The 20,763-nt window shown below is 62.7% G+C and carries 12 protein-coding genes and 5 pseudogenes; 2 read left to right on the top strand and 15 right to left on the bottom strand.

The annotated features are described in order from the left end of the window. Nucleotides 1–81: 81 nt before the first annotated feature. The 10 genes and pseudogenes from ONR75_RS25010 to ONR75_RS24965 all read right to left on the bottom strand — a co-directional run bounded on the left by ONR75_RS25010 (nt 82) and on the right by ONR75_RS24965 (nt 11,324). Nucleotides 82–855, bottom strand: a complete 774-nt coding sequence (locus ONR75_RS25010) for an ABC transporter ATP-binding protein (protein ID WP_265079618.1) — start codon at nt 853–855, stop codon at nt 82–84. 236 nt (nt 856–1,091) lie between these two features. Then, nucleotides 1,092–2,372: an ABC transporter substrate-binding protein gene (locus tag ONR75_RS25005; RefSeq protein WP_265079617.1), complete on the bottom strand. Its 1,281-nt coding sequence runs from the start codon at nt 2,370–2,372 to the stop codon at nt 1,092–1,094. A 60-nt stretch (nt 2,373–2,432) separates the two neighbouring features. Further along, nucleotides 2,433–3,506 (bottom strand): branched-chain amino acid ABC transporter permease, encoded by a 1,074-nt coding sequence (locus ONR75_RS25000; protein WP_265079616.1) that lies wholly within the window; start codon nt 3,504–3,506, stop codon nt 2,433–2,435. Between the two features lie 5 nt (nt 3,507–3,511). Next, entirely contained in the window at nt 3,512–4,405 is an 894-nt protein-coding gene (locus ONR75_RS24995) for a branched-chain amino acid ABC transporter permease (RefSeq protein WP_265079615.1), read from the bottom strand. A 252-nt stretch (nt 4,406–4,657) separates the two neighbouring features. Then, a pseudogene (locus ONR75_RS24990) lies at nt 4,658–6,588 on the bottom strand (long-chain fatty acid--CoA ligase). After that, a pseudogene (locus ONR75_RS24985) lies at nt 6,585–7,402 on the bottom strand (ABC transporter ATP-binding protein). Before ONR75_RS24985 ends, ONR75_RS24990 begins: the two co-directional pseudogenes overlap by 4 nt. Before the next feature lie 293 nt (nt 7,403–7,695). After that, on the bottom strand, nt 7,696–8,391 hold the full coding sequence (locus tag ONR75_RS24980; protein ID WP_265079614.1) for an ABC transporter ATP-binding protein: 696 nt from the start codon (nt 8,389–8,391) through the stop codon (nt 7,696–7,698). Continuing rightward, complete coding sequence (locus ONR75_RS24975) at nt 8,391–9,140, bottom strand: ABC transporter ATP-binding protein (protein WP_265079613.1); 750 nt, start codon at nt 9,138–9,140, stop codon at nt 8,391–8,393. The genes ONR75_RS24980 and ONR75_RS24975 overlap by 1 nt, the downstream gene beginning before the upstream one ends. Next, nucleotides 9,137–10,444, bottom strand: coding sequence for a branched-chain amino acid ABC transporter permease (locus tag ONR75_RS24970; protein ID WP_265079612.1), 1,308 nt, complete (start codon nt 10,442–10,444; stop codon nt 9,137–9,139). Before ONR75_RS24970 ends, ONR75_RS24975 begins: the two co-directional genes overlap by 4 nt. Next, nucleotides 10,441–11,324, bottom strand: a pseudogene (locus tag ONR75_RS24965) (branched-chain amino acid ABC transporter permease). Before ONR75_RS24965 ends, ONR75_RS24970 begins: the two are co-directional and overlap by 4 nt. On the opposite strand from ONR75_RS24965, the gene ONR75_RS24960 reads away from it, so the two are divergent. Further along, nucleotides 11,268–11,414: a hypothetical protein gene (locus ONR75_RS24960; protein ID WP_265083925.1), complete on the top strand. Its 147-nt coding sequence runs from the start codon at nt 11,268–11,270 to the stop codon at nt 11,412–11,414. The pseudogene ONR75_RS24965 and the gene ONR75_RS24960 overlap by 57 nt on opposite strands. Before the next feature lie 217 nt (nt 11,415–11,631). Here ONR75_RS24960 and ONR75_RS24955 read toward each other — a convergent pair whose 3' ends face one another. From ONR75_RS24955 to ONR75_RS24935, 5 genes and pseudogenes are all read right to left on the bottom strand, one after another. Next, nucleotides 11,632–12,864 (bottom strand): branched-chain amino acid ABC transporter substrate-binding protein, encoded by a 1,233-nt coding sequence (locus tag ONR75_RS24955; protein WP_265079611.1) that lies wholly within the window; start codon nt 12,862–12,864, stop codon nt 11,632–11,634. A gap of 182 nt (nt 12,865–13,046) precedes the next feature. Then, nucleotides 13,047–15,463 (bottom strand): annotated as a pseudogene (locus tag ONR75_RS24950) (CoA transferase). A 1,196-nt stretch (nt 15,464–16,659) separates the two neighbouring features. Then, the gene (locus tag ONR75_RS24945; RefSeq protein ID WP_265079610.1) at nt 16,660–17,166 is read right to left on the bottom strand and encodes a hypothetical protein; all 507 of its coding nucleotides are present in this window, start codon (nt 17,164–17,166) and stop codon (nt 16,660–16,662) included. A 981-nt stretch (nt 17,167–18,147) separates the two neighbouring features. Continuing rightward, the gene (locus ONR75_RS24940; protein WP_265079609.1) at nt 18,148–19,215 is read right to left on the bottom strand and encodes a nucleotidyltransferase family protein; all 1,068 of its coding nucleotides are present in this window, start codon (nt 19,213–19,215) and stop codon (nt 18,148–18,150) included. Next, the gene (locus ONR75_RS24935; protein ID WP_265079608.1) at nt 19,202–20,341 is read right to left on the bottom strand and encodes a serine kinase; all 1,140 of its coding nucleotides are present in this window, start codon (nt 20,339–20,341) and stop codon (nt 19,202–19,204) included. The genes ONR75_RS24940 and ONR75_RS24935 overlap by 14 nt, the downstream gene beginning before the upstream one ends. Before the next feature lie 124 nt (nt 20,342–20,465). Between ONR75_RS24935 and ONR75_RS24930 the strand changes: the two are divergent. Next, nucleotides 20,466–20,669: pseudogene (locus ONR75_RS24930) on the top strand (hypothetical protein); the annotation flags it as partial. Between the last annotated feature and the right edge of the window lie 94 nt (nt 20,670–20,763).

Genomic DNA, 20,763 nt, shown 5'->3' with positions numbered 1-20,763 from the left:
GTCATGATCCAAAAGATCATAGCACCTAGCACCAATCCTGCCATGAGACAGATCAACGGAACTCGCCTCCAAAAAGCGCGGTCAAAGCCAGCGCTTGCGTCGCTTGAAGCTCTTCAGGTTCTTGAAGCTCTTGCGCTGGTCGCCGGCGCCGCCGAGGTAGAATTCCTTGACGTCCTCGTTGTCGCGCAATTCCTCGGCGGTTCCATCGAGCACCACCTTGCCCTGTTCCATGATGTAGCCGTGGCTGGCCACCGACAGCGCGGCGCGGGCATTCTGCTCCACCAGCAGGATGGTGACGCCGAGATCACGATTGATCTGCTTGATGATGGCGAACACTTCCTTCACCAGCAGCGGCGACAGGCCCATGGACGGCTCGTCCATAAGGATCATTTTCGGCCGCGCCATCAGCGCGCGACCGATCGCCAGCATCTGCTGCTCGCCGCCCGAGAGATAGCCGGCGAGGCCGGTCCGCTCCTTCAGCCGCGGAAAGTAATCGTAGACCATGTCGATGTCGGCACCGACCTCGTTGTCGCGCCGGGTGAAGGCGCCGAGCCGCAGGTTCTCCAGCGAGGTCATGTCGGAGACGATGCGGCGGCCCTCCATGACCTGGAAGATGCCGCGGCGAACGATCTTGTCGGGATCGATGCCGTCGATGCGCTCATTGTCGAACACGATTTCGCCGCGGGTGACCTCGCCGTCTTCGGTCTTCAGAAGGCCGGAGATCGCCTTCAGCGTGGTCGACTTGCCGGCGCCATTGGCGCCGAGCAGCGCGACGATGGCGCCCTTCGGCACTTCCATGCTCAACCCGCGGAGCACCAGGATGACGTCGTCATAGACGACCTCGATGTTGCGCACGGCGAGGAGGGGGCGGCCGCGGGGGCGGTTGCCGCTGCAGGTCGCACGATTTCCGACGCGTCGATCATATCTGGATCCCGATCTTCGTGAAGAGGGTGACACCCGCCTTGCCCTCGCTTGTCATCACCCGCGAGAGCGGGTGATCCAGTCGTCGGCAGCGGCAATGATAGAACCGAACGTCCGCCGTTTACTGGGTCCCCGCCTTCGCGGGGACGACAGGCGTGCGCGGGAATGAACTACCAGCCGAACCATTCCGGCTTGCGCGGCAGTTCGACGGTCTTCACCTTCTCCAGCTTGATGGTGCCCTTCTTCATGACGTCGTTGAGGTCGCCATCGGTAGCGCCGGTCACTTTCGAGCGGTAGAGGTCGACCTTCATGGTCGGGCGATGGTCCTTGTCGGTCCAGGTCGAAGGATTGCACACGCCTTCCATACCGGCCGGCACCCAGTCTTTCTTCTGGTAGAAACCCTTGGCGACGTTCTCGCCGGTCGCGCCGCCGTTCTTGACGGCCCAGTCCAGCGCTTCCTTCATGTACAGTGTGGTGCAGACCGCGGCGATGTAATGCACGGGACGATAGACCGCGCCGGTGGGGTCGGACATCTTGGAGATCTCCATCACCGTCTTCATGCCCGGCGCGTCGCCGCCCCAGCTCACTGCGGTGCGCAGCGGGAAGATCACGCCGTCGGCGGCATCGCCCGCAGTCTTCGCGGCGTTCTCGTCCATGCCCCAGACGTTGCTCATGAACTGAACGTCGACACCGGCGGACTTGCAGGCCTTCATCACCGAGATGTTGGAGGCGGCGGTGTTGCCGAGATAGGCGTAATTGGCGCCGGCGGACTTCAGGCTCAGGCACTGGGCGCTGTAGTCGCCGGGCGCCAGCGCGAACACCAATGGCGGCAGCACCTCGAAGCCGAGTTCGGTGGCCATCGCCTCGCCCGCGGCCTTCGGCGCGTTGGGGTAGGGATGGTTGGCGCCCATGTGGACGAATTTCGGCTTGCCGGTCTTGCCCTTGGCCTTCCAGTCCTCGGCCGCCCAGGTCAGTTCGGCGCGCAGCGCGTCGGAGTAGGAGGGGCCGTAGAAGAAGTTGTAGGGGGCGGGCTTGGCCTTGCCGCCGGCGCCGGTGGGGTCGGTCAGGGCGGCGGCATAGGAGCCGGAGATGTCCGGGATCTTGTCGGCGGCCAGGAAGCCGGTCAGCGCCTCGGTGTCGGCGGTGCCCCAGCCCATGATCGCGGAAACCTTGTCGGCACCGGACCATTTCTTGTACAGCGCGATGGCGCGCGGCACCTGGTAGCCGTAGTCGACGGTGTCGACATTGACCGGCTTGCCGCCGATGCCGCCATTCTTGTTGATCCAGGCAAAGGTGTCGGCGACCCCCTGGCCGTAGGGCGTGCCGACATCGGAGGTGCCGCCGGAATAATCGGCGAGATGGCCGAGCGCGATCTGCGCCTGCGCGGTGGCGCTTGCCCCCGCGAGCAAGAGGGCGACGGATGCGGTACTGAGCAGCGATTTCATCGTCATGAGCATTCTCCCGGTGATTTTTTGTTTTGAGGTCTCAGTCTAGCCAGTCCCGTTCCAACCTCAATGCGAAAACGGGTACAGTTTCCAGTAGGTCTTGATCTGTCGCCAGCGATGCGCGAGGCCGTCTGGCTCGAAGATCAGGAAGGCGATGATGATCAGGCCGATGGCGATCTCGCGCAGGAAGGTCAGGTTGTTGTTGAGTTGCAAAGCGCGGTCGATCGCGCTGCCCTTCAGGCTGGCCGAAATCCACTCCATGGATTCCGGCAGCAGCACCACGAAGGCGGTGCCCATCAGGGTGCCGGAGATGGAGCCGGTGCCGCCGATGATGACCATGGCCAGGAACAGGATCGAGCGCTCGATGCCAAAACCCTCGTTGGAGACCACCAGCTGATAGTGCGCATAAAGAGCGCCGGAGATGCCGGCGAAAAAGGCGGCCAACCCGAAGGACAGCGTGCGGTATTTGGTCAGGTTGATGCCCATGATCTCGGCCGAGAGATAATGGTCGCGGATGGCCACCAGCGCGCGGCCGTCGCGCGAGCGCATCAGGTTGGTGACCAGCAGATAGCTCGCCACCACATAGGCCAGCACCACGTAGAAATATTGTCGGTCGCCGCGCAGCACATAGCCGAAGATCGAGAACGGCTCGGCCATCGCCGGCACCGAGCCGCCGGTGAACCATTCGGCGCGCGAGAAGAAGTCGAGCAGGATGTATTGCGCGGCCAGCGTCGCGATGACGAGATAGAGCCCCTTCAGCCGAGCCGCCGGCAGGCCGAAGATCAGCCCGACCAGCGCGGTGACGACGCCGGCCAGCGGTATGGCGAAGAACACCGGGATCGGCGCGTGGTTGGAGATGTAGGCCGAGGTGAAGGCGCCGAGCAGGAAGAAGGCGGCGTGGCCGATGGAAATCTGGCCGGTGAAGCCAACGAGGATGTTCAGCCCGAGGGCGGCAATGCCGAAGATGCCGATCTGGATCAGCACGCTGAGCCAGTATTCGCTGAACAGCTGTGGCGCGAGGCACACCAGCACGATCCCTGCGATGCAGAAATTGCGGCTGGTGGCGGTCGGAAAGATGGTGGTGTCCGCCGCGTAGGAGGTGCGGAAGTCGCCGGCCGGAATCAGGGAAGGAGTTGCCATCTGGATCAGACCCGCTCGATGTCTTTGGTGCCGAACAGGCCATAGGGCTTGATCATCAGGATGATGATGAGCACGTAGAACGGCGCAATTTCATAAAGGTTGCCCCAGTGCAGGTATTCGCTGTCGACGAACTGCGCGAGGTTTTCCAGCACGCCGATGATGATGCCGCCGAGCACCGCGCCGCCGATTGAATCCAGGCCGCCGAGGATCGCCGCAGGAAACACCTTGATGCCGTAGATCGACAGCCCCGACGACACGCCGTTGACGACGGCGACGACGACACCGGCGACCGCGGACACCATGGCCGAGATCGCCCAGGCCATGGCGAACACGGTCTTGACGGAAATGCCCAGCGACTGCGCGACCTGCTGGTTGAACGCGGTGGCGCGCATCGCCAGGCCCCATTTCGACACCCGGAAGAACCACGCCATGCCGATCATCATCAGCACGGAGACCACGAGGCTCATGACATAGACGGTCTGGATCTGCAGCCCGGCGAAGCTGACGGAGTCGCTGGTGAACACCCGTGGGAACGGCTGCGGGCTGACCCCGTAGATCCATTTCAAGGACGCCTGGAACACGGTGGACAGCGCGATGGTCACCATGATCACCGAGATGATCGGCTCGCCGATCATCGGCCGCAGGATCACGATCTGGATGGCGATGCCGAAGGCGAACATGAAGATCAGCGTCATCGGCATGCCCAGCCAAAACGGCACTTGATATTTCGTCAGCAGCGTCCAGCACACCCAGGCGCCGATCAGCAGCAACTCGCCCTGCGCGAAGTTGACCACCTGCGTGGCCTTGTAAATCAGCACGAATGACATCGCCACCACGCCATACAGCGTGCCGACCACGAGGCCGTTGACGAGAAGCTGGAGCAGGAGGTGGGTGTTCATGATGGCCTGCACGCGAATGATGTGAGGCGGATCCCCTCTCCCCGAGCGCAGCGAAGCGGAGCTTGGTGGGAGAGGGGGCCTGAGCGAAGCGAAGGCGGGAGAGGGGCGCCACAGGTGAGGCCGGAGCGTGCGGTCCCCCTCTCCCGAATGAGTTTCAGGTATCGGCCGGTGCAGCCCCTCCCAGCCTGCAAAGCTTCGCTTTGCTTGGGGGAGAGGGCACCATTACTGGCGCCGGGATATGTTGCTGCACCCTCATTCCGCCGCCTCCATCGCCGCGATCGGGCGATTGAGGTCGACGACCTCCAGCGTGGTGCGGATGCGCTGGGTGGTGCCGTCCTGGAAGCGGATCACGGTATCGACGGGGATCTCGCGGGCGCCGCCATAGATGCCGTCGATGATATCGGCGTATTTCTCGTTGATGACGCTGCGGCGGACCTTTCGCGTCCGGGTCAGCTCGCCGTCGTCGGCATCGAGTTCCTTGTAGAGCAGCAGGAATTTCGAAATCTGCTGCGCCGGCGGCAGCGTGGCGTTGACCGCCTCGACCTCCTTGCGAACCAGCGCATAGACCTCCGGCCGTGAGGCAAGGTCGGTATAGGTGGTGAAGGCCAGCCGGTTCTTCTCCGCCCATTTGGAGACGATCGAGAAGCGGATGCAGATCATCGCCGCCAGCACATCGCGCTGGTCGCCGAGCACCACGGTCTCGGCGATGTAGGGGAGAACTTCAGCTTGTTCTCGATATATTGCGGCGAGAAGCGCTCGCCGCGCGCGGTCTGCGCGAGATCCTTGATGCGGTCGATCACCACAAGCTGCTTGGTGTCGTTGAAATAGCCGGCGTCACCGGAATGCATCCAGCCGTCGCGCAGGTCGGCGGAGGAGGCTTCCGGCGCCTTGAAATAGCCGAGGAACATGTTGGGGTGCTTGACCACGATCTCGCCGACCCCGTGCACGTCGGGGTCGCGGATCTCGATCTGGATGTTGTCGCCCATGGCCACGCCGGTGGTGTCGGGATTGACGGCATCCGGCTGGTGCAAGGTGAAGGCGCCCAGCGTCTCGGTCTGGCCGTACAGCGTGCGCAGCGGCACGCCCATAGCGCGAAAGAACTTGAATGTGTCCGGGCCCAGCGCCGCGCCGCCAGTCGCCGCCGAGCGCAGCCGGGTGAAGCCGAGCCGGTCGCGCAGCGCGCGGAACAGCACCGCGTCGGCGATCGCCGAATGCTTGCCTTCGGCCAGCGCGGCCAATCCGGCCTTCATGCCGTATTCGTAAAAATTCTGCTTCAACGGCGAGGCGTCCATGACGCGCGCGCGCACGTCAGCCGCGATGCCTTCCCACACCCGCGGCGCGAACAGCACGAAGGTCGGCGCGATCTCGCGGAAATCGTTCATCATGGTGTCCGCCTGCTCGACGAAGTTGACCTTCATCCGGCACAGCAGGCCTTTGCCCATGGCATAGACCTGTTCCATGATCCACGGCAGCGGCAGCACCGAGACGTATTCGTCGGACGAATCCTTGGGATCGAAGCTGAGATAGGTCGCGCAGTGGCCAAGCACGCGGCCGGCGGCCAGCATCGCCAGCTTGGGATGCGACGTGGTGCCTGAGGTCGTACACAGGATCGCGACGTCCTCGCCTTGGGTCGCGTCAACGAGTTGGTTGTACAGATCCGGCTCGCGCGCGGCGCGTTCGCGACCCATGGCGGCCAGCTTGTCGGCGCTGAGAAGGCGCGGGTCGTCGTATTTGCGCATGCCGCGCGGGTCGGAATAGACGATGTGGCGAAGTTCAGGCACCCGGTCGGCCAGCGCTAGCAGCTTGTCGACCTGTTCCTCGTCCTCGGCGAACACCAGTTTCGCTTCACCGTAGTTCAGGAGATAGGCGGCTTCCTCGTCGAGCACGTCGCGGTACAGGCCAAGGCTCATGCCGCCCACCGCATGGGCGGCGATCTCCGCCGCCACCCAGTCCGGCCGGTTGTCGCCGATGATGCCGATGACGTCGCCGCGGCCGAGGCCCAGTTCGACCAGACCAAGCGCGAAGGCCTTCACCCGGTCCTGATAGGCGTTCCAGGTGAACACGCGCCACAATCCAAAATCCTTTTCGCGCAACGCGATCTCGCCGCCATATTCGCGGGCGTTCAACCGCAGCAGCTTTGGAAAGGTGTCGGCCTGGGCCACCCGGCCTGCATAATCCATCATGCCGCGCTCTCCGAGATCGGGGTGTCGTCGGGATCGACCAGCACGTCGTCTTCCTCGCCGAGATAAGCGCGCTTGACATGGGGGTCGGCGAGCACGGCGGCGGGATCGCCCTCGGCGATCTTGCGGCCGAAATCCAGCACCATGACGCGATGGGAAATGTCCATCACCACGCCCATGTCGTGCTCGATCATCATCACCGTCATGCCGAACTCCTCGTTGAGGTCGACGATGTAGCGGGCCATGTCCTCCTTTTCCTCGAAGTTCATGCCGGCCATCGGTTCGTCGAGCAGGATCAGGCTGGGCTCCAGCGCCATGGCGCGAGCCAGCTCGACCCGCTTGCGCAGGCCATAGGGCAGGGTGCCGGCGGTGGCCTTGCGCACGCTCTGCAGATCGAGGAAGTCGATGATCTCCTCGACCTTGCGGCGGTGTTCCAGTTCTTCCTTGCGCGCGCCGGTGAGCCAGTACAGCGAGCCTGTCAGGAAGTTGTTCTTCAGGAGGTGATGGCGCCCGACCATGATGTTGTCGAGCACGCTCATGTGGTGGAACAGCGCGAGGTTCTGGAAGGTGCGGCCGATGCCGAGGCCGGGCCGTGCATTGGGGTTGAGCGCGGTGATGTCGCGGCCGCGATAGAACAGCTGCCCCTCGGTCGGGCGATAGCGGCCGGAGATGCAGTTGACGATCGAGGTCTTGCCGGCGCCGTTGGGGCCGATGATCGAGAACAGCTCGCCGTCACGCACGGCGAAGCTGACGTCGGTCAGCGCCCGGACTCCCCGAAGCGCAGGGACACCCCGCGCACCTCCAAAGCGTGTTCCACGCTGTTCCTCCCCTGCAACGGCGCTTAGGCGCTCTGTTATTTTGATCTGTTACGTCAAACCTACACGGGTCCGGCACCGTACCCTATTCGACTAACGACAGGTGCGCCGTCATTCCGGGACGCTCCAGCGGCGCCGCCTTTTCCGCTGTCATCGCCCGCGAAAGCGGGCGACCCAGTAAACATCGACTTCAGCGATAGAAACGCAGGCTTGCGTGTACTGGATCCCCGCTCGGCGCGCACCTTCGGTGCGCTGGGCGGGGATGACAACGGAGCGGGTGATTTCCGCCCTACCTTCACACCTCCAGCCATTCCTTGCGCACGGCGTCGTTGGCCTTGAGTTCGGCCGGCGTGCCTTCGAACACGATGCGGCCGTGGCCCATGACGTAGAGCCGATGCGAGATGCGCATGGCGATGGACAGCTTCTGCTCCACCAGCAGGATGGCGACGCCGCGTCGCGCGATTTCGGCGATGAGGTCGCCGACCTGCTGCACGATGATCGGCGCCAGCCCCTCGGTGGGTTCGTCGATCATCACCAGGTCGGGGTCTCCCATCAGGGTGCGGCAGATCGTCAGCATCTGCTTCTCGCCGCCGGACATCACGCCGGCGGCGGTATCGACGCGCGCGGCGAGGTTGGGAAACATCTCGAGCATGTCGTCGAGCTTCCACTTGCCGGGATGCTTGGGATCCTTGATTCCCAGCATCAGGTTCTGGCGGACCGTCAGGCCCGGGAAGATGTCGCGATGCTCGGGCACGTAGCCGAGGCCGAGATGCGCGATCTTGTAGCTTGGCAGCCCCGCAATATCCTTGCCCTTGAAGCGCACCTGGCCCTGCGGCGGCACTTCGCCCATGATCGCCTTCACCGTGGTGGAGCGGCCGACGCCGTTGCGGCCGAGCAGGCTGACCACCTCCCCGGCATCGATATGCATGTCGACGCCCTGCAGGATGTGGCTCTTGCCGTAATAGGCGTGGAGGTCCGTGACTTCGAGCATTACGCAGCCTCCTCGCCGAGATAGGCTTCGCGCACCTTGGGATTACCGCGGATCTCCTCCGGCGTGCCCGACGCGATGATCTGGCCGTAGACCAGTACTGAGATGCGGTCGGCGAGGCCGAACACCACGCTCATGTCGTGCTCGACGATCAACAGCGTGCGGCCCTCGGTAAGGCGGCGGATCAGCGCGACCGCGCGTTCGGTCTCAGCGTGGCTCATGCCGGCGGTGGGCTCGTCGAGCAGGATGACATCGGCGCCGCCGGCGATGGTGATGCCGATCTCCAGCGCGCGCTGTTCGGCATAGGTCAGCAGCCCTGCCGGCACGTCGCGCCGGGCGGTCAGGCTGATGTCGCCCAGGATCTGCGCGGTGCGCTCGCGCACCTCCGGCAGGTTGTCGATGTTCTTCCAGAACGCGTAACGCTGCCCGGTGGCCCACAGCACAGCGCAGCGGATGTTCTCCCACACAGTCATGTTGGCGAACACGTTGGTGACCTGAAAACTGCGCGACAGGCCGCGGCGGTTGATCTGAAACGGGGGCAGGCCGGAGATCACTTCGTCGCGCAGCAGGATCTGGCCCACCGTCGGCTTCATGTAGCCGGAGATCAGGTTGAACAAAGTCGACTTGCCGGCGCCGTTGGGGCCGATCAGAGCATGGCGCTCACCTTGCGCCACGGCGAGGTCGACATTGCGGATCACCTTGGTGATGCCGAAGGCCTTCTCGACCCCGCGCAGCTCGATGGCGGTGCTCATGCGGCGATTCCTTTTTCGCGCGCGGCGCCGAGCGCATCGTCCCAGGCCCGCGCGACCCGACCCCAGCTCTTCTGCGCCAGATAAAATCCGCCGAAGATCAGAAGTGCGGCGATTCCCCAGATATACGGGTTCGCAGCATCGAACGGGATTCCGAACGACTTGATGTGGGAATCGTCGCCTGGATTGACGGTGAAATGCACGATGGTCTCGATCGCCAGCATCAGCCCGGTGATCATCGCCAGGGTCGGGACGAGGGCGACGGCATAGCTCGGCAGCACGCGGCCGAGCGTGCCCGCCCGGATCAGCGGTCGGTGCATCATCAGGAGCCCGGTGAGCCCGCCCGGCGCATACATCACCACGACGATGAAGAACAGGCCGAAATACAACTGCCATACCGGGGTGAGGTCGCTCAGCCCCAGCGACAGCACCGTGACGAAGATCGCGCCGACGATGGGGCCGATGAAGAAGCCGATGCCGCCGATATAGGTCGAGAACAAGACAGTGCCTGACTGTACCGCGCCGAGGTAGGCCGAATTGGCGATCTCGAAATTGATCGCGGCCAGGGCGCCGGCAATGCCTGCGAAGAAGCCGGCGAAACAGAAAGCGAGATAGCGGATGACGTGCGGGTCGTAGCCGACGAATTGCACGCGCTCGGGATTGTCGCGCACCGCGTTGCACATCCGGCCTAGCGGCGTGCGGGTCAGGGCATACATGGCGATGACGGCGAGCAGCGTCCACGCCGCCACCAGATAATAGATCTGGATCTGCGGCCCGAAACTCCAGTCGAACAGCCGAAACACCTTGGTGCGGTTGGCAGAGACGCCGGCCTCGCCACCGAAGAAGGTGCGCAGGATCAGTGCCGACGACGCCACCAGTTCGGCGAGGCCGAGCGAGATCATGGCAAAGGCGGTGCCGGAGCGCCGTGTCGACACCCAGCCGAGCAGGGCTGCGAACAGCAGGCCGGCGAGGCCGCCGACCAGCGGAATCAGCGGCAGCGGGACGGCGAACTTGTTTTTCGCCACGATATTGATGGCGTGGATCGCGAGGAAGCCGCCGAGCCCGTAATAGACCGCGTGGCCGAACGACAGCATGCCGGTCTGGCCGAGCAGGATGTTGTAGGACAGCGCGAAGATGATGGAGATGCCGACCAGGCTGAAGGTGGTCAGCGCGCCTCCCGAGGAGAACAGTTTTGGCAGCACCAGCAGCGCCACGATGACGGCGAGCCAAAGTCCGTAGAACTTCAGCTTGTCGGCGGCGGCCGGCAGCGGCGGCGCGACGGAGGAGGTGGAGGCGAGGTCGCTCATGTATCGCGTGTTCCCAGGAGACCCATCGGGCGGAAGATCAGGATCAGCACCAGCAGCATGTAGGGCATGATCGGGGCGATCTGGGCGATGGTGACGTTCCAGATGTCGGACAGCCAGGTGGCGGCGTAGTCGGGGCTGAGCGGTCCGAAGGCGCCGGCCAGCGAGCCGTTCATCGACACCGCAAAGGTCTGCACCAGCCCGATCAGCAGCGACGCCACAAAGGCGCCGGGCAGCGAGCCGAGGCCGCCGACCACAACGACCACGAACAGGATCGGCCCGAGCAGCCCGGCCATGTTGGACTGCGTCACCAGCGCCGGCCCGGCAATGACGCCGGCGACGGCGGCCAGCGCGGTGCCGACGCCGAACACCAGCATGAAGATCCGCCCGACATTGTGGCCGAGATGGCCGACCATGTGCGGATGGGTGAGCGCGGCCTGCACGATCAGGCCGATCCGCGTCCGCTTGAGCGCCACCAGCAGGCCGATGAAGATCACCACCGACACCAGCAGCATGAACATCTTGAAGGCGGGATAGTTGGTGGAGAAGATGGTGAAGGCAGGAAAATCGAGCAGCGGCGGCACGCGGAAATCCACCGGGCTCTTGCCCCATATGATCTGCACGATTTCCTCGATGGCGAAGGCAAGGCCGAAGGTGAACAGCAGTTCGGCGACGTGGCCGTTCTTGTGCACCCGGCGCAGGCCATATCGCTCGACGGCGGCGCCGATCGCGCCGGCCAGCAGGGGGCGATCAGCAGCGCGGGCCAGAAGCCGACCCAGCGGCTGATCTGGAAGCCGAAGAAGGCGCCCAGCATGTAAAAGCTGGCATGAGCGAAGTTGAGCACGCCGAGCATGCTGAAGATCACCGTCAACCCGCTGGCCATCAGGAACAGCAGCATGCCGAACAGGACGCCGTTGAGGGTGGAGATGACGATCAGTTCAAGCACGGTGGACCTAATGGTGATGAGCGTTGATCAGCAAAGCGAAAGGAGTCGCTTCCTTCTTTACCTCTCCCCGCTTGCGGGGAGAGGTCGGCATTCGCGCGAAGCGCGGATGTCGGGTGAGGGGAGCCAGCGAGTGAAACACAGAATCCCTCTCACCCCGACCCTCTCGCCGCCTAGCGAAGCTTCGCTTCGCAGGGCGGGGAGAGGAGCTACGGCGCCCGTGGCGTCAGCAGCACTTCTGCCGATCTTACGGCCGCTCCATCTTGCAGGTGGTCGGCAGTTCGGTGGCGGCGGTGTCGATCTTGGCCACCAGTTTCCAGCCCCAGCCGGTCTTTTCCTCGTCGAACGGCTCCTTCGCGCTGCGTTCGCCGAGCGAGGAGATGTAGATCGGCTGGAAGAACTGATGGTCGGACTTGCGCATCACGCCCTTGCCGCCGTCGAACACCTCCCACTCCATGCCTTCGAGGGCCGCTGCGACCTTGACCGGATCGAGCGACTTGGCCTTTTCGGCGGCGGCAGCGAACATCCGCATCTCGTTGACGGCGCGGGGGTAGAACAGGCTGAAGTCATACTTGGCGCGGATCGCCTTCTCGAATTCCTGCGACGACTTGTGGTCGAGGTTCGGAATGCCCTCGCCGACCTGGAATACCTGGTGGTCGAGATTGGCCTGCTTGATCGCGGTGGGACCACCGGTGCCGCCGGCATAATAGGTGTACCAGTTGACCTTCAGTCCGGCGTCGGCGGCGGCCTTCAACAGCAGCGCAAAGTCCTGCCCCCAGTTGCCGGTCACCACGCTGTCGGCGCCAGACGCCTTGATCTTGGCGATGTAGGGCGCGAAGTCGGTGATCTTGAGCAGCGGATGCAGTTCGTCGCCGACAATCTGGATGTCGGGCCGCTTGGCCGCCAGCATCTTCCTGGCCGCGGAGCGCACGGACTCGCCGAACGAATAGTCCTGGTTGATGAGATAGATCTTCTTGATCGCCGGAACGCCCTTCATGTAGTTGGTGAGCGCTTCCATCTTGATGTCGGAGCTGGCGTCCCAGCGGAAATGCCAGAAGCTGCATTTTTCGTTGGTGAGCACCGGGTCGACCGCGGCATAGTTGAAGTACAGCACTTCCTTGCCGGGATTGCGATCGTTGTGTTTGGTGATGAAGTCTGACAGTGCGCCGGCCACCGCGGAGCCGTTGCCCTGGGTGATGTAGCGCACGCCGCTATCGATCGCCTTCTGCGCCTGGATCAGGCTTTCCTGCGGATTGGTCTTGTTGTCGAGCGGCACGATCTCGACCTTCTTGCCGAGAATGCCGCCCTTGGCGTTCACCTCATCGGCGAGAAACTGGAAGGTCTTGTAGCCGACCTCGCCGACACTGGCGCCACCGCCGGACAGTGGATCGATGTAACCGATCTTGACGGTTTCCTGCGCCATCGCGGTCGTCGCGAGCAAAGGCAGTGTTATGGCAGCAATGAGTGCGAACCTGCGCATCGGATTCTCCCTGGAAGTTTTTGTTGGCCGCTGTTGAAACGCCGGGCTTTGCGCCCGTCCGTTAGAGACCTTGCGTCAATTGTGGCCCAACGCTGCGAAAGCCGCAAGCACGACATAAGTGCAGTGTGATGCCCGGGAGCGCGAGCTGCGCTGTCGCGCCCCGGGAATGACGACGAGGCGTCTTACTTGCCGCTCGCGGCCTTCGCCTTTTTCGCGATCGCCATGTCGCCGATGATTTCCGCGGCGCGCAATTCGGCAATCTCGGCGTCCGACAGTCCGAGCAACTCTCCGAGCACTTCGGCATTGTGCTGGCCGAGCGTCGGCGCGAGATGCTCGACCGGGTAGGGCATCTCGGCGTCGCCTTCGCGATAGGCAACCGACGGCAGCAGGTGTGGCCCCATGAACGGCCGCTCCACTGACTGCCAGTGGCCCACCTTGACCAAATGCGGGTCGCCGGGCAGGTCCATCGGCAGCCGCGCCACGCCGGCGGGGATGCCGTGCGCCTGCAGGGTGACCATGGCGAGATCCGGTCGCACGGTGGCGGTCCAGTGTCGGACCGCGACCTCGATGCGGTCCTCCTCGGCGCGCCGCCCTTCCGCCGTCGCCAGATGCAGATCGGCGGCGAGGTCCGGGCGATGAATCACGGCGCACAATGCCTGCCATTCGGCATCGCTGCGCACCGCCAGGGTGATCCACTGGTCCTCGCCGGCGCAGGGAAGCAGCCGTTCGGCACGAAGCGCGGGTGGCGGTTGCCGATCCGCGGGCCGGACGTGCCGGTGGCGGATTGTTTGATGATCGATGGCGCCACCAGCGGCAGCAGTGCTTCCACGGCGCTGAGATCGATGTGCTGGCCCTCGCCGGTGTTGCGCTGATGCATGAAGCCGAGCAGCAGCGCCGCGGCGGCGCTGACGCCGCCGACTGGATCGCCGAGCGCCGCATGCAGCATGGTCGGCGGGTCGCCCTCGCGTCCGGTGACCGAGGGCAGGCCGCAGGCCTGCTCCAGCGTCGAGCCGTATGCGCGCACGCCGCTCCACGGCCCGCTCATGCCGAACGCCGGCATGGTCACCACCACCAGCCGCGGATTGATCGCGAGCATCGCGGCAGCATCGAGCCCCATACGCGGCAGCACGTCGGCGGCATAGTTGTCGATCACCGCGTCCGCATCGGCGAGCAGGCGCTTCAGCAGGGTCATGCCTTGCGGCCGGGTAAGGTCCAGGGTGATGCCGCGCTTGTTGCGGTTCATCTGCTGGAACCAGTAGATCTTCTCGTAGGTGCGCTCCGGATAATACGGTCCGCGGGTGTCGGTGCCGCGAAACCAGTCGGGATACTGGCAGGATTCGACCTTGATGACGTCGGCGCCGAGATCGCCCATCTGCCGCGTCGCCGACGGCCCCGCCCAGCCCATGGTAAGGTCGATGATGCGCAGGCCCTTGAGCGGCTGTGGATCGTCCGGCGTCGCCGCGCGGCTGGCAACGCGCTTGCGCGCGGGCAGGGCCTCGCCATCGTGCTCGCCGGCCAGCGGCGCGCGACCGTTGGGCAGCGGCCGCGATCTGGTCAGGTATTGCGGCAGCACCGGCGCGTCGAACGATGCGCTGCCGATCGCGACCGGCGCGAAGGCGCCGCGCTCGCGGTAATAGGGCTGCTGCAGCAGTTCGGCCATGTCCGGCACGATTGCCAGCGGAATGCGCAGTTCGATGCCGCGCTCGAACCAATGCTGCGCGGTGTGCTGCATCAGCACCGGCTGGAAGATCCCCAGCAGCTCGGCGGAATGGGTGGTGCGCTGCAGGCTGTCGGCGAAATGCGGCTCGGCTTCCAACTCGGGCAGGCCGATCATCGTGCAAAAGGCGCCCCACTGAGCAGGGGTCACCACGGTGATGCCGAGCCAGCCGTGCTTGGTCGGGAAGGTGCCGACCGGATAGCCGCGGCCGAAGCGGTTGATGGCGAGACGCGGCCGGGTGAAGCCGACTTCCAGCGCCAGGCCGGTGTCGAACTCGCTGATCTGCAGCATTGCTGCCAATGCGCTGACCGCAAAGCGCCGCGCGCCATGGGCACGACCATACAGGCCGGCGAGGCTTGGAATGAAGGCGGTGGTGCCGGCCATCACCGCGATCTGGCCGTCGCGTGGCAGCACCGGCGGGCCCTCCAGCGGCCCCACCAGTTTGACGCTGCCGGCCAGCGAGCGGCACACCGAGTCCGTGGCCTGGTAGTCGCGATACGGGCCGTGCTCGCCGAACCATGACAGCGCGGTGATGGCGAGGCCTGGCTGCCGACGACGCAATTCGTCGTGCGGCAGTAGCGAAGCCTGGATCGCCGACGGCGGGCGGCCGTCGAGCAGCAGGTCGGCGGTGGCCAGCAACGCGCTTATTCTTGCGACATCGGCAGGCCGGTCGAGATCGGCGATGATGCTGCGCTTGCTGGTGTTGAGCCAGGCGAAGGTCCCGCTCTCGCGGCGGCCATCGCCGGCATCGACAAACGGGGCGATGCCGCGCAGCGGATCGCCACCTGTTGGTTCGACCTTGATGACCTCAGCGCCGAAATCGGCGAACAGTTTTCCACAATAGCTCAGGGCGTCGCCGGATCCGATTTCCACGACGCGCATGTCCGACAACGGCAATTTCGGCATTTCCACCCGATCTTGTTCTTGCTTGCCCGCATCATGTCGACGTCGGTGGGGACGTCAAGTCAACTCATGAGAAAGGGTCAGCCGTCGATATTTCGTCGCTCTCTGAACTTCCGGGAAGGATGAATGGATTCGCGTACATTGCCGCTACCCGGTCGCAACATCGATCATCGCGCCCACGAATCTGAAGCGGCGGCGCTAAGAGATCAGCATACGCAAATATCGGGCCACGCGTCGGGTATTTCCACATCAAGCGAGATCGGTGGTGGCCCCACCTCGGGACCCAGACCCGCACCAATATCTTCAGACCTAATGCCGGGCCGGGAGTTTCTACCTTCCCAGACGAGTTCGAAGGCCGTCGCTCCCGGCATCTTGTGACCGTTCGATGGTTTTGCGAGTTTGGACAGTACCGGATGTGAACGACGCCGCACCCTCGGAGGACGAAACTTTGAAGGCAATTCCTACATGGAGCCTCGTTTAATTGCGCGATATGCAAACGAAGCCCAATTTTGCGGGATGGTCTGTTCGGGAGCCCGGCAAGAACCTTCCGTGATGGGCAACGTCGTGGTGGCTGGAGCGGCCGACGGAGGCTTCCGTGCAGGCTCATCGGCCTTGGCTTGACAACGTCGGCTAGCAGTATTTAATTATTTTACAGATAGATTTAATACTATTTATTTTCTAGGGCTCTTGTGGATGATTGCGTGACCGGAGTTCTGACAGGCACCTCGCGAGCCACATTGAACGTCCGTCTCACCTCACTGCGAGGAGGGCAGCTATGGACCTCAAGTCGATCGCGCGGAAAGTCAATCAAAGAGAGTTCCACTACGTCCTTGGCCAGATTCGGATTGTCCGCAAAACCTACAGCGGCGTCCGCCGATTGGCGACTGCGTTTGCGCGGCAAGCAGCGAATGTTCCGCGGGCGGGCGCGAAAATGAGATCATGAGAGAAAGTGCATCTGGGACCCGCTTCGTTCAGGATACGTCGTGCTTTCACCGGGCGACTCCACCTCTATCCGGAGCGATCGGCTCATGCTGGCAGTGCGGTTCGTTAATTGATTCCCGGAACATCGGAATGCTTGGGCGGCGAACTTGCCGAATGTTCGCAATTGTCCAGATCATGATCAGGTCGGTCTCCGGCTTAATCATCTCGGTCGTTCGTATTCCCTCATGACGCCGTCACGCACGCTTTGCGTCGTCACGCACGCTTTCGCGAGGCGAATCCGACGCCTTTGAAGGAAAGGTGATCTGGTCGATCTTGCTCCAGAAAGATGGCATGGCTCGTCTCTTCGGAGCGGTAGATCCGCGTTCTTCAGACGTCAATCTTGCTGTTTCCGTTGTGCGTTTGCCGAGCCTGCGGCTCTCGCTATGCGAGGTGTCGCGACGATAATTCCCTTTGGACGATTGAAGCATCTTATTCTTTGTCGAAGTAACGGCGAGGAAGCCGGCACACCATACTGCAATGTACGTGAAAAGCAGCGTGACAAATAGAACGAGGAGTTCATCGGTCGGCGTCAGCCTTTTTGCCTCTAGCGGATCAAGCGTACGAACCAGCATCGCGAACGTGAGGAGCATGCCCAGACATGCTGTCAGGTAGACGCTAACTCTAGTGATGATTCCGGCGGAAAATTCGTCGATCGCTGATTTTTTCGCCATATTGAGAGCTCCTATCACGTTGCCGGACATGTATCGGACTATCAATCATGAGGTATCGAGCGTCCACGCTCCATCTCGAAAATTCAGTCACGCTGTTAATGTGAATTACCAGCGAGATTCACTGGAGGGAGCATAATTCGATTTTGGATCGGCAAATGATTCCAGTCTCCGCATGATTGATACTGCTGGACGAGGATGTTCCGGATTGCGCGTTCGGCAAGGTTGCTTGATCGACTGCGACGCTGGCTGCGCGTCCTCGCACCGCCGAGCCATCGAACAAAGTCGGTGGAGAAATTGGGCGAGCGTTAGTCTGTAGCCGGCCGTCCGGGCGATTGTGGCTCCCGGCTCCTTTATGATGGAGAGGCGACAACGCGCTCGCCCCCGGCGCGGTCTGTCGCCGTATAGGCCAGAATCGTTCATCAGATCCTACCGCGGTCGAGCGAGAGCAACTGCGATCCCCCGTTCCGGAAATCCGCCAGATCAAGGCTGCAACGGTCGAGGGCCAGAACGTCGTCGATCGCCGACAGCGGGTGATACAATACCTCTTCGACCCGTCCGCTTACGTCGGTTAGCAGAGGGGGCGTCACGTCGCGCCGCATGCGGACAATGCCGCCTTGATATGGTTTGCTGCCCGTCGCAAGCGATCTCTGCGCGCGGCGGGAACTTTTGCCATCGTCGCGTACCCTCCGCGACACGGGCGCGGCCCTCGGCTTGGGCTACGGCCTCCCGTAGTTCATAGAGGTCCCTCATGAGGTTCCTTATATGGATAGAAACGTCAGCCAAACGTTGTGTCGCAACAGCACTTCGAACCAATGAACTCACGGTTGTCACCGATTTGCAATTGTCGTTGGCGATCTAGTAGTCACGCATATCTCAAATACCCGGCGATGATGAAGTTACAGAAAATGCTGCCGGATACAAACTGAAATCTCTCGACATCCTTTTTTCAACTAATAATAGTTATCAAATGTTGCTTAAGTGTATCACCCAAATGGGAGAGCGCTTAATGCCTTACAGTTTTCCGGCGCGGTACCGGCGCGACAGCGAGAGCAGAAAGAGAAAGGTGCTGACCTTGGGAAACCAGCGCTTCTTCGCCCCGCCCGATCCTGCCGGTCCCGGGCGTGCGCGATGTCTTCGAAGGTCGAGCAGCCCCATCGGAAGAAGCAGATAGCGGACGGCAGGAAACCTCGCCTGATACAGTTGGCGCCATGCCCGGAGCTTCGGCATCCGTCGCCGATGACGGACAGGAAATTGGACGTCGAAAAGCGTAGTGAGCAGCAAGAGCTGTGTTTCAAGGGCGTTTCGCGCGATCGCACTAGATGTCATCGTCTCGAGGAGTTCCCAACGGAAGCCACCGGGCGCTGCAAAAATCGCCTTCAAGTCGAGCAGATGCCGCAGGTCGATGCAGCCGGTCCAGTAGTCGTAGTCCTGAAACTGATCGTGCACCACCAACATTAGCGCCTGAAGCTCCGGGGAGGGAACCAGTGCACTGGCGCCGCCCAGGCGGATCAGCTGCAGGTGGAGACGAAGCTCGTCCGGTGTTTGATCGTAAAAAGGCTGGCCAGGAAACGCCTCATGCAAGTCGATAGTTCCGACGTCTTGGGAGCGTTTGAGGTCGGCGTACCATTTCTTCGTGTGTCGCCTGTCCGACTCATAATCGATGCTGTAGCCGATCGCCGCCAGTGCCTTCATGGCGGCGGCGATCTCGTTGGGGCCGACAACAAGATCCAGATCGGACATCAATCGAAGTGCGCGATCGGACAGTGGAATAGTTGCGAGCGTGGCTGTCCCCTTCACGAGGACGGGAGTTATCCCGACGCGGTTCAGCGAGAGAACGGCCTCTTCGAGTTGAGCGTTCAGGCGATCGTTGCGGATCGCGTTGCGTTCATGGAGTTCCCGGACATAGGCGGCGACGTCGGCCGGAATCGTAGCGAGCTGCGACCTGACGAAGACGGCCAGCGACGGTGTCGTCAATGTGTGGTTGGCGAGGGCTAGAAGTGCCGTCCAATCGGTGCGCCCGGGATCGTCGCCCCGGAAACACGCGCAGAGCGGCAGCAGTGCGCGGCTATAGCTTGCCATCGCAGAGCTCCAACAGCTTGTCGACGGCCTCCTCAGCTTCCGTGTAATGGAGCACAAAGGAGCGCGTACGGGACACCATGTTCTTTAGCATGCCGAAGCCGTCGCTGGTCAGCTTGCCATGGCTCGCGTAAGAGGCGCCGACGATCCGCTTGAGGGTTTCCAGAGCGCTCAGTTCCTCCAGCACCGGCGGCGCGCAGCGGGTCGTACGTTCGAGAAAGATGAACCAGCTCGCCCGCATTGCGCCTTTGTGCAGATTGGACCCGACGTCCAGATAGCGGACCGCCTTGCCGTCAAACCGGTCATGGCTCGGGACACTGAATAGATCGGGCCTGAAGTCTCCGATAAGCGGCCAGGCACCGGACTTCAGCGTCGGCGCAAATGGCGCGCCCCTGATCGAGCCATCGGGCGCGATGAACACGATATCGTCAGTCGCAAATCGGAGACCAGCATGCAGCAGATGCATGGTGATCGTACTCTTGCCCACTCCCGGCGGCGCGCTGATCAGCATTCCGCGATCGCCTGACGTCACGGCGGCAGCGTGGAAGATCACATCGCGGGCACCGGCAGCGAGCAGCAGATGCTTGACGGCATAGGCCCTGAAGCTAGGAGCAAGCTCTTTTAAGGAGCAATGGAGGATCATGCGGCCGTCGTGCATCAAGATGGAGGAGTCGCCAAACCGATGAACCGTGAAGGTCGCCTCCGCTTTGCTGGCGGGGGCCGCCGTTGAGACGAACAACGACTTCAGGAGGTCGAGGACCCCGGCATCCGATGCGCGGACTTCGAGAGGCCGCAGGCCGATCAGCGCGGTGAACGCGAAATCGGCAGCGTCGATATGGGGCACAAGCAGTCCAGCTCTCAGCCATTGATTAAGAGCGTCTCGCAAGGTCTGGCGCGCCCCTGTGGCGCTCAGACCGCGATCGATGAGTCGATCGCGGATTGTCTCCAACGACACCTCGTCCTGCATGCTGCACCAGATGAAGGCAGCCACGTCAGTCAACTCGAAAAGCTCTTGCGCGTATTCGCTGAACAGTACCGGCAACTGTCCGATGAGCGCGAACGACGTGCCGGTTGCCGGTCGAAGACCGCCGAACGTTGGCTTGGATCCTTGAGGCGCAATTGAATCCATCATTTCTCCAGTTATTACGCCGATGTGGCGCACAAGCGGCCGGTTCGACGTAAACTTGACTCTATATTTAATTCGATTTAAATAAACGGCAATCTTTCATTTTAATTAAACGCGGGGACGTGACATGTCTGCTGACAACGATCCAAAAGTGGAAGGTCAAGATCCGTTACAAGATCAACTCGACGAAGACCGGCGCAAGTTTCTGGCCGCGTGCGGGAAATTCGCGGCCGTTACGCCACCGGCATTGACGATGCTCCTGTCGACGTCGTTGAATTCGGAGGCCGTCGCGAAGTCCGGTGGCGGCCGTGACGGTCCTCCGCGCGGCGACCGGGATCGCGATCTGCTTGAGTGGCTGGACAAGTTGCTGAGTAAATTCTTCTGAGGCGTGAGACCGTATCGGCTGGGGCGAGAGCAACGGCGGC

The sequence above is a fragment of the Rhodopseudomonas sp. P2A-2r genome (assembly GCF_026015985.1).
In the GTDB taxonomy this organism is placed as follows: Bacteria; Pseudomonadota; Alphaproteobacteria; order Rhizobiales; family Xanthobacteraceae; genus Tardiphaga.
The sequence above is the reverse complement of the archived record's forward strand: the minus strand, read 5'-3'. Positions and strand labels throughout refer to the sequence as shown.

Coding starts and splice junctions, on each gene's coding strand:
- ONR75_RS25005 (WP_265079617.1), bottom strand. CDS start 2,372: ATGACGATGAAATCGCTGCTCAGTACCGCATCCGTCGCCCTCTTGCTC.
- ONR75_RS25000 (WP_265079616.1), bottom strand. CDS start 3,506: ATGGCAACTCCTTCCCTGATTCCGGCCGGCGACTTCCGCACCTCCTAC.
- ONR75_RS24995 (WP_265079615.1), bottom strand. CDS start 4,405: ATGAACACCCACCTCCTGCTCCAGCTTCTCGTCAACGGCCTCGTGGTC.
- ONR75_RS24980 (WP_265079614.1), bottom strand. CDS start 8,391: ATGCTCGAAGTCACGGACCTCCACGCCTATTACGGCAAGAGCCACATC.
- ONR75_RS24975 (WP_265079613.1), bottom strand. CDS start 9,140: ATGAGCACCGCCATCGAGCTGCGCGGGGTCGAGAAGGCCTTCGGCATC.
- ONR75_RS24970 (WP_265079612.1), bottom strand. CDS start 10,444: ATGAGCGACCTCGCCTCCACCTCCTCCGTCGCGCCGCCGCTGCCGGCC.
- ONR75_RS24960 (WP_265083925.1), top strand. CDS start 11,268: ATGAGCGAAGTTGAGCACGCCGAGCATGCTGAAGATCACCGTCAACCC.
- ONR75_RS24955 (WP_265079611.1), bottom strand. CDS start 12,864: ATGCGCAGGTTCGCACTCATTGCTGCCATAACACTGCCTTTGCTCGCG.
- ONR75_RS24945 (WP_265079610.1), bottom strand. CDS start 17,166: ATGTCCGGCAACGTGATAGGAGCTCTCAATATGGCGAAAAAATCAGCG.
- ONR75_RS24940 (WP_265079609.1), bottom strand. CDS start 19,215: ATGGCAAGCTATAGCCGCGCACTGCTGCCGCTCTGCGCGTGTTTCCGG.
- ONR75_RS24935 (WP_265079608.1), bottom strand. CDS start 20,341: ATGGATTCAATTGCGCCTCAAGGATCCAAGCCAACGTTCGGCGGTCTT.